Genomic DNA, 8286 nt, shown 5'->3' on the forward strand with positions numbered 1-8286 from the left:
TTATACGAGTATGGCATTCGCCCTGTCCGACGAGCACCGAGCTATCCGTGATGCCGTTCGCGAGTTCGGCGAGAACGAAATAAAGCCGGTGGCAGAAGAGTACGACCGAGAAGGCACGTACCCCGAGGAAATCCGCAAGGAGGCGGCGAAATATGATTTCGTTGCGCCGGGGATTCCTCTGGAATACGACGGTGCCGGAATGGATAAGATCTCCTCGACGGTCGTTACTGAAGAACTGTGGCGCGCCGATCCCGGCATCGGTTCTGCCGTCGGCTCCGCCGGCTTCGGAACGAACATGATCATGGAGTTCGGTGACGAGTGGATGAAAGAGGAGTGGCTACCGAAGATCGCCAACGGCGAGACTGCCTCTTGTTCGATGATCTCCGAGCCCGCACACGGTTCGAACGTCGCGGGCATCGAAACGATCGCTGAGAAGGACGATGACGGCTACGTCCTGAACGGCAACAAGATGTGGATCACCAACGGGACGGTTGCCGACGTCGGCGTCTTGATGGCCAAGACTAGTCCAGACGAAGGCCATCGTGGTATTACCGCTTTTCTCGTTGAGATGGACACAGACGGCATCTCGACGGAAAAGATCGAAAACAAGCTTGGGATCCGTGCCTCAGACCTTGCGGAGGTCGTCGTAGACGACGTTCGCGTCTCTGAGGACAACGTTATCGGTGAGGTCGACAAGGGGTTCTATCAGCTTATGGAGTTCTTCGCCTCCGGCCGTACAAGTGTCGCCGCCCAGGCAGTCGGTGCCGCACAGGGTGCACTCGATGCCGCAATCGACTACGCTGGTGAGCGCGAGCAGTTTGGCCAGAAGATCAAGGAGTTCCAGGCTATCGAACACAAACTTGCCGAGATGGCGACCCGCGTTGAAGCGGCCCGCTCGCTGACCTACCGTGCCGCGACCGAAGTCGAGCAGAACAATCAGGATGTCGCCGCACAGTTCTCGAGTATGGCAAAACTCTTCGCCAGCGAAATTGCAGTCGAGGTCGCGGATGAGGGAATTCAGGTGCACGGCGGCTCGGGCTACGTCACGGATTACCCGGCCGAGCGCTACTACCGTGACGCCCGTATCACGAAGATTTACGAGGGCACCTCAGAAATCCAGAAGAATATTATCGCAGATCAACTGCTGTAGGCAGCGGCTCCGTTCCTTTTCGGTAGCTTTCGTTTCCCTCGCTCAGGGTTCGGGAACGCGGAACTCGATAGCAGCACCCTGACCGTAACCGACGCACATCGTCGATAGGCCGAGGCCACCACCACGTCTCTGAAGCTCGTGGATCAACGTGACGGGGAGACGAGCGCCCGACGCACCGAGCGGATGACCCAGCGCGATTGCACCGCCGTTGACGTTGAACACCTCGTCGTCGAAGCCGAGTTCCTCCTGACAGTACAGCGTCTGACTAGCGAAGGCCTCGTTGAGTTCGACGAGGTCGTAGTCATCTGCAGAGCGGCCGTTTCGGTTCCAAATACCTTGTACGGCTGGAACGGGTCCGATCCCCATCACCTCGGGGTCAACGCCGGCAACTTCGTGGTCGCCGACTTCAGCCATGATCCCGAGTCCTCGTTCTTCGGCGAATGCCTTACTCGTGAGCATGACGGCCGCCGCCCCGTCGGAAATCTGGGAGGCGTTGGCAGCGGTGACAGTTCCATCTTCCTCAAAAGCCGGTGGCAGCCCCGAAATCTTCTCCTGGGTCGTGCCAGGACGGAGACCCTCGTCTTCGTGGACGACCTTCTCGTCGGTTTCGATGGGGACGATTTCGTCGTCAAAGCGGCCCTCATCGTTGGCTTCACAGGCGCGCTGCTGGCTGCGTGCACCGTAGGCGTCCTGTTCCTCTCGGCTGATGTCGTACCGCCGAGCAACCGTCTCGGCCGTCTGGCCCATCTGGAGGTCCGCGGCGTCGTACTGCTCCGCAATAGCATCGTAGGACCCAATTCCTTTCCGGCGTTCGGTTCGGCTCATGTTCTCGACGCCACCCGCGACGACGACCGTCCGCTGCCCTGCACGGATGGAGTCGCTGGCGCTCATGATCGCCTCGGCAGAGGAGGCACAAAGTCGGTCGATGGTAGTCCCAGGTACGTCCTCGCCGAGTTCGGAGCAGAGTGCGATCACGCGGGCGATATTATTGCTCTGTTCGTCAACCTGCATCGCACAGCCCCATCGAACGTCATCTACATCATCACTCGTCAAGCCGGTGCGTTCGAGCATCGTGTCGACTAGCGGTACGGAAAGTTCTGCGCTGCCGGTTTCAGCGAAGGCGCCGTCGTGTTTTCCTTGTGGCGTTCGAACGGCTTGGACAACTACTGGCTGAATATCGCTCATCGGTCGTCACGGTGTTTCGGGAGAAAGGGTAAAGTCGCTCCGTTCTCGGCAGGCGTCACGTCGCCCGATATCTTGCCTCGTCCCGGTCCGCCGACCGTACTGGTCACCTCCAGCACGCAGGGTGTGGGAACAGGAACGCTTTTGATCGGCTCGCTTGTGGGTTTCGACCATGCAAGTCACGGTACTCGGAGCCGGCAGTATGGGTCACGGAATTGCACAGGTGTCCGCAATGGCGGGCTACGATGTTGTCCTCCGAGATATCGAAGAGGAACTCGTCGCGGACGGGCTCGAAGGAATCCGACAGAATCTCCGTGGTGGTGTCGACCGAGGCAAAGTCAGTGAAGACGAGATGGAAGCAACGCTCGAGCGCATCGAAGGTATGACCGACCTCACCGCTGCGGTCGACAACGCCGAACTCGTCATCGAGGCCGTCCCAGAGGACATGGGTTTGAAGAAGGACGTGCTCTCAGAAGTGGAGAGCAACACAGACAGCGAGACGGTGATCGGCTCGAATACCTCCTCACTCTCCGTTACAGAGATGGCGAGTACGCTCGAGTCGCCCGAACGAGTTATCGGCCTGCATTTCTTCAACCCGCCGCACCTGATGGATCTGGTCGAGATCGTGATCGCCGAACAGACCGACGCGCGCACCGAGGAGTTCGCCGTCGACTACGTTCGCGAGATCGGCAAGGAGGACGTCGTCATCCGCGACAGTGCCGGCTTCGCCACCTCGCGACTTGGGCTGGTGACGGGGCTCGAGGCGATCCGAATGGTTGAAGAGGGCGTCGCCAGCCCCGCCGACATCGACGAGGCGATGAAGCTCGGCTACGGCTACCCGATGGGACCGATCGAGCTCGGCGACCACGTCGGACTCGACGTCCGGCTGCACATCGCCGAACACCTCCGCGAGGAGCTCGGCGAGCGGTTTAAGCCGCCGCAGGTGCTGCGCCGGAAGGTTCGGGCGGGCAAGCTCGGCAAAAAGTCCGGTGAGGGGTTCTACATCTGGGAGGACGGCGAACGCGTCGGTACGAGCGGCGACCGGGGAGGTGACGAGCGATGAACGACACCGACGACGCCCTCGAGGACGAGTACGAACTGCTCTCCGTTGAGGTCGGCGAGCGCGCCGATCGGGTCGCGACGGTCGCCATCGAGCGACCCGACGCCCGCAACGCGCTCAACGGCCAGGTCCGCACTGAGTTGAAGGACGCGGTCGCCGCCGCGGAGGCGGACGACGACGTTCGCGTGCTCGTACTCACCGGCGGCGAGGGATCGGGCGCGTTCGTCGCCGGCGCGGACGTCACGGAGTTCCGGGACCGAGGGCTCGTTGAGCAGCGCGAGGCCAGCAGTCGACCGCGCGTCTACGAGACCGTCGACGACGCCGCGATTCCAGTTATCGCCAGGGTCAACGGCCACGCGCTCGGCGGCGGCTGCGAACTCGCCCAGGCCTGCGACGTTCGGATCGCCGCGGCGGGCGCGAAGCTCGGCCAGCCCGAAATCAACCTCGGACTCATTCCCGGCGGCGGCGGCACCCAGCGCCTCGCCCGCCTCGTCGGCGAGGGACAAGCGATGCGACTGGTCCTCTCGGGCGAACTGATCGACGCCGAGGAAGCGCGCGAGATCGGACTGGTCGACGTGGTCGCGGCCGAGGACGACCTCGACGACGCCGTCTACGATCTTGCCCGCTCGATGGCCGAGAAGAGCCCGATCGCCCTCGAGTTCGGCAAGAAGGCTGTTAAGGCCGGCTCCCGGATGGGCCTCGAGGAGGGGCTCAAGTATGAGTCCGAACTGTTCGTCCAGCTCTTTGCAACCGAGGACAAAGACGAGGGGATTGAAGCGTTCCTCGGGGGACGCGAGCCGGAGTTCAAGGGAAAGTAAGCCTCGTCCGATCCCGCCGCCGCGGCTTATCGATACTCAGTAACAGTCGGGGTTTGGGGTAGCGTTCGCCTGCGGGTTCATTCGTCGTTCTCTCGTTGGTTCTACGGACGAATGTTGAGCCGGTTCGAGGAAGAAGAGCTCCATGGAGAGACATCGGGCACCGAGAACCCCGTACTGAACAAGAATTAAGTCACGGCTCCCCGCCTAATTGAACATGAACGTCCTCGCGCAGACGGAGGTGACGAGGGAGACGTACTGGGGACTCAGCAGCACGGAGTACNATGAACGTCCTCGCGCAGACGGAGGTGACGAGGGAGACGTACTGGGGACTCAGCAGCACGGAGTACGCGCTGTTCTATCTCCTGGCGACGGTCACGATTCTCGTCTTCCTCTACGGGGTGTACAGTCGGTTTACGCGGTACACGGCCGGCGACGACGACCCGTTCGCCCGGCTCGACGATCTCGCAAGCCGGATCGTCTCGAGTACAAAGATCGTGCTCTCGAACGAGAAGCAGTTCGACAGGGATCTCTACGGCGGGCTGATGCACGCCTTCATCATGTGGGGGTTTCTGACTCTGCTGATCGCGACGACGATCCTGTTCGTCGATGGCTACTTTTGGGAGCCGTTCCAGGGCTCGTTCTGGGTCGGCGACTTCTACCTCGCCTACCAGTTCATGGTCGACGCGATGGGGCTGCTGTTCGTCGTCGGGATCGGGATGGCGATGTACCGGCGCTACTGGGTGCGCAACGAACGCCTCTGGGATCGCCACACAAGCAGCGAGGACGACATCTTCATCTGGACGCTGTTCGCGCTGGGCGTCGGCGGCTTCCTGCTCGAGGGACTGCGCATCTACGCGACGGGGATGCCCGACCACGAGATCGTCAGCTTCGTCGGCTGGGGGCTCGCCCTGCTGTTCCAGACGATCGGCCTCCCCGTCGTCGAGGGGACCGCCACGGATCCGAACTACACCGCACTCGGCGTCCTCGGCTTCAACGCCGAGACCTTCCACTGGCTGGCCTGGTGGTCACACTCGCTGATCGCCTTCTTCTTCATCGCGTGGATCCCCTACGCCAAGCCGTTCCACATGCTTTCATCCTTTGCCAACGTCGTCACCCGCGACGAGAAGGCCGGCAAGCGACTGCCNGCGTGGATCCCCTACGCCAAGCCGTTCCACATGCTTTCATCCTTTGCCAACGTCGTCACCCGCGACGAGAAGGCCGGCAAGCGACTGCCCAACGTCCCTGCTGATCTGGACGCCACGAACGCCGAATCCATCGAGGACTTCACCTGGAAGGAGATGCTCGACCAGGACGCCTGTACCAAGTGTGGTCGGTGTTCTGCCGTCTGCCCCGCCAAGGCCTCCGACCGACCGCTCGACCCCCGGAACGTCATCCTCGACCTCAAGAAGTACCGCGAACACCGCGCCGAGGGCGGCGAGGAGCAACCGATCATCGCCGACGGCGGCACCTCGGTGATCGACACCGAGACGATGGAGTCCTGNCGCGAACACCGCGCCGAGGGCGGCGAGGAGCAACCGATCATCGCCGACGGCGGCACCTCGGTGATCGACACCGAGACGATGGAGTCCTGTATGGCCTGTATGGCCTGCATGGACGCCTGCCCAGTCGAGATCGAACACCTTCAGTCGTTTACCCGGCTCAACCGCCAGATGACCGACCAGGGCGACGTCGACCCCGGAATGCAGGACGTCTTCCAGAACGTCATGCAGAACGGCAACACCTTCGGCGACAGCCCGCGTTCTCGAGCCGACTGGGCCGACGACCTCGAGTTCGACGTTACCGATGCACGAGAGGAGGAGGTCGACTACCTCTGGTACGTCGGCGACTACCCGAGCTACGACGACCGCAACAAGCAGGTCGCCCGCTCGCTGGCGGCCATCCTCCAGGAGGCCGACGTCAGCTTCGGCATCCTCTTCGACGACGAGAAGTACGACGGCAACGACATCCGCCGCGTCGGCGAGGAGTTCCTCTACGTCGAACTCGCCGGCCACCACGTCGAAACCTGGGAGGACTGCGAGTTCGACAAAATTGTCTGTACGGACCCCCACTCCTACAACACGTTCAAAAACGAGTACCCCGAGGTCGACTTCGAGGAGTTCGCCGACGACCCGATGATGCCCTTCGACTACGANAAAAACGAGTACCCCGAGGTCGACTTCGAGGAGTTCGCCGACGACCCGATGATGCCCTTCGACTACGAACAGCAGTGGAACGCCGACGGCGAGGTCGACGTCCTCCATTGGACCCAGGCCGTCGAGGAACTCGTCGACGAGGGCCGACTCGAGCTATCGGGTACGGAACTCGACTACACCGTCACCTACCACGATCCGTGTCACCTGGGGCGGTACAACGACGAGTACGAGGCTCCCCGCGAGATCATCGAAGCGACGGGCTGCGAACTCGAGGAGATGCCCCGCAACCGCGCCAATTCCTTTTGCTGTGGCGGCGGCGGTGGCGGGCTCTGGATGGAGTTCAACGAGGAGCCAAAGCCCAGCGAGGAGCGGCTTCGGGAGGCCCTTGAGGACACCGACGCCGCCTCGGGCATCGAGAAGTTCGTCGTCGCCTGTCCGATGTGTATGACGATGTACGAGGACGGCCGCAAGACCGGCGGCTTCGAGGACGACATCGAGATCGTCGACGTCGCCGAACTGCTCGTCGAGGCGATCGGCGCGCGGGAAAAAGCGGGTCTCGAGCCCGCAGCGGCCGACTAACAGTAAATTAGTTAATCGATCCAGACGGTACTCGAGCACCGACACTGTGCATACATTTCGCTGAAGTTGCTGGTTAGACCCGCTCAACTGGGACGACGCGTGCCGAAGCACCTACATTTATTCATTACCATCTCCACAGTCTAGCGAACGAGATGAAGATTCTAGTCACGGTAAAAGAAGTCTCGACTGTCGAAGACGAGTTCGAGATCGAAGGCACGACGATCGCCGACCAGTACCTCGGCGCCGATCTCAACGAGTGGGACGACTACGCCGTCGAGGAGGCCGTCCAGCTCCAAGAAGCAGGCATCGCCGACGAGGTCGTCACGGTGACGATCGGCCCCGAGGACTGCGAACAGACGATCCGCCAGGCACTCGCGAAGGGTGCCGATCGCGCGATCCGCATCTGGGACGACGCCCTCGAGGGCGTCAACCTGCTCGACGTCGGCGCCAAGACCGCGATCCTGCGATCGGTCGTCGAGGCCGAGGAGCCCGACCTCGTCCTAACAGGTGTCCAGTCCAGCGACGATAACTGGGGCGCCACCGGCGTCTCCCTGGCTGAGAAGCTCGGTTTCGAGTGGGGCGCCGTCGTCAACCACCTCGAGCATGGCCTCGAGGACGGCACTGCGTCGGTCCGGCGCGAACTCGAGGGCGGCGTCGAAGAACTCACCGAGATCGAACTGCCCGCGGCGCTGACGATCCAGACGGGGATTAACGAACCCCGCTACGCCAGCCTGCGAGGCATCCGCCAGGCCCAGCGCAAGGAACTCGACGTCCACACGCTCGGCGACCTCGGCGTCGACGAGGGTGCAGTCGAGGGGGCCGTGACGGTCACGGATATGTACGAACCGGAAAGCGAAACCGACGCGACGGTCTGGGAAGGAAGCCCCGAGGAGACCGCCGCGGAGCTCGGTGAACTGCTCCGCGAGAAGGGAGTGGCACCATGACGGATATTCTTGCGGTCGCAGACCACCGCCGTGGCGAACTGCGCGATGTCAGCTACGAGACGATCACCGCGGGTCGCCAGCTGGCGGACGAAACCGGCGGNGACCTCCACGTCGCCGTCATCAGCGGTCCCGTCGGCGAGTTCGCCGAGAAGCTCAACCGGGAGGGCGTCGACGTCGTCCACACCGTTGAGTACGGCGAGGAGTTCAACCACGACGTCTACGTACAGGTCCTCGCCCAGCTCTACGACGAGCTTGCGCCCCAGTACGTCGTCGCGCCAAACAGCGTCAACGGTCTCGACTACGCACCCGCCGTCGCGAACGCCCTGGACCTGCCGATCGTCACCGACACCGTCGGCCTCGAGACCGACGGCGAGACGCTGACCGCGACCCGCGAGATGTA

At 62.5% G+C, this 8286-nt stretch carries 6 protein-coding genes and 1 pseudogene; 6 read left to right on the plus strand and 1 reads right to left on the minus strand.

Going from position 1 to position 8286, the window contains the following annotated elements; all coding sequences use genetic code 11:
- Positions 1 to 10 precede the first annotated feature (10 nt).
- Positions 11 to 1150 carry an acyl-CoA dehydrogenase family protein gene (locus C491_RS14920; RefSeq protein ID WP_005557736.1) on the plus strand — a complete coding sequence of 380 codons (1140 nt, stop codon included), beginning with the start codon at positions 11 to 13 and terminating at the stop codon, positions 1148 to 1150.
- Positions 1151 to 1192: 42 nt separating this feature from the next.
- On the opposite strand, the gene C491_RS14925 is transcribed toward C491_RS14920, so the two are convergent.
- The gene (locus C491_RS14925; RefSeq protein WP_049892054.1) at positions 1193 to 2335 is read right to left on the minus strand and encodes a thiolase family protein; all 1143 of its coding nucleotides are present in this window, start codon (positions 2333 to 2335) and stop codon (positions 1193 to 1195) included.
- A 169-nt stretch (positions 2336 to 2504) separates the two neighbouring features.
- Between C491_RS14925 and C491_RS14930 the strand changes: the two genes are divergently transcribed.
- From C491_RS14930 to C491_RS14950, 5 genes and pseudogenes are all read left to right on the plus strand, one after another.
- Positions 2505 to 3395, plus strand: coding sequence for a 3-hydroxyacyl-CoA dehydrogenase family protein (locus C491_RS14930; RefSeq protein WP_005557738.1), 891 nt, complete (start codon positions 2505 to 2507; stop codon positions 3393 to 3395).
- Entirely contained in the window at positions 3392 to 4210 is an 819-nt protein-coding gene (locus tag C491_RS14935) for an enoyl-CoA hydratase/isomerase family protein (protein WP_005557739.1), read from the plus strand. The genes C491_RS14930 and C491_RS14935 overlap by 4 nt, the downstream gene beginning before the upstream one ends.
- Positions 4211 to 4491: 281 nt before the next feature.
- Positions 4492 to 6942, plus strand: coding sequence for a (Fe-S)-binding protein (locus C491_RS14940; RefSeq protein ID WP_005557740.1), 2451 nt, complete (start codon positions 4492 to 4494; stop codon positions 6940 to 6942).
- 152 nt (positions 6943 to 7094) lie between these two features.
- Positions 7095 to 7886 carry an electron transfer flavoprotein subunit beta/FixA family protein gene (locus tag C491_RS14945; RefSeq protein ID WP_005557742.1) on the plus strand — a complete coding sequence of 264 codons (792 nt, stop codon included), beginning with the start codon at positions 7095 to 7097 and terminating at the stop codon, positions 7884 to 7886.
- A pseudogene (locus C491_RS14950) lies at positions 7883 to 8286 on the plus strand (electron transfer flavoprotein subunit alpha/FixB family protein); the annotation flags it as partial. The gene C491_RS14945 and the pseudogene C491_RS14950, both read left to right, overlap by 4 nt.

Origin of the sequence: Natronococcus amylolyticus DSM 10524 (genome assembly GCF_000337675.1) — an archaeon.
Lineage (GTDB): Archaea > Halobacteriota > Halobacteria > Halobacteriales > Natrialbaceae > Natronococcus > Natronococcus amylolyticus.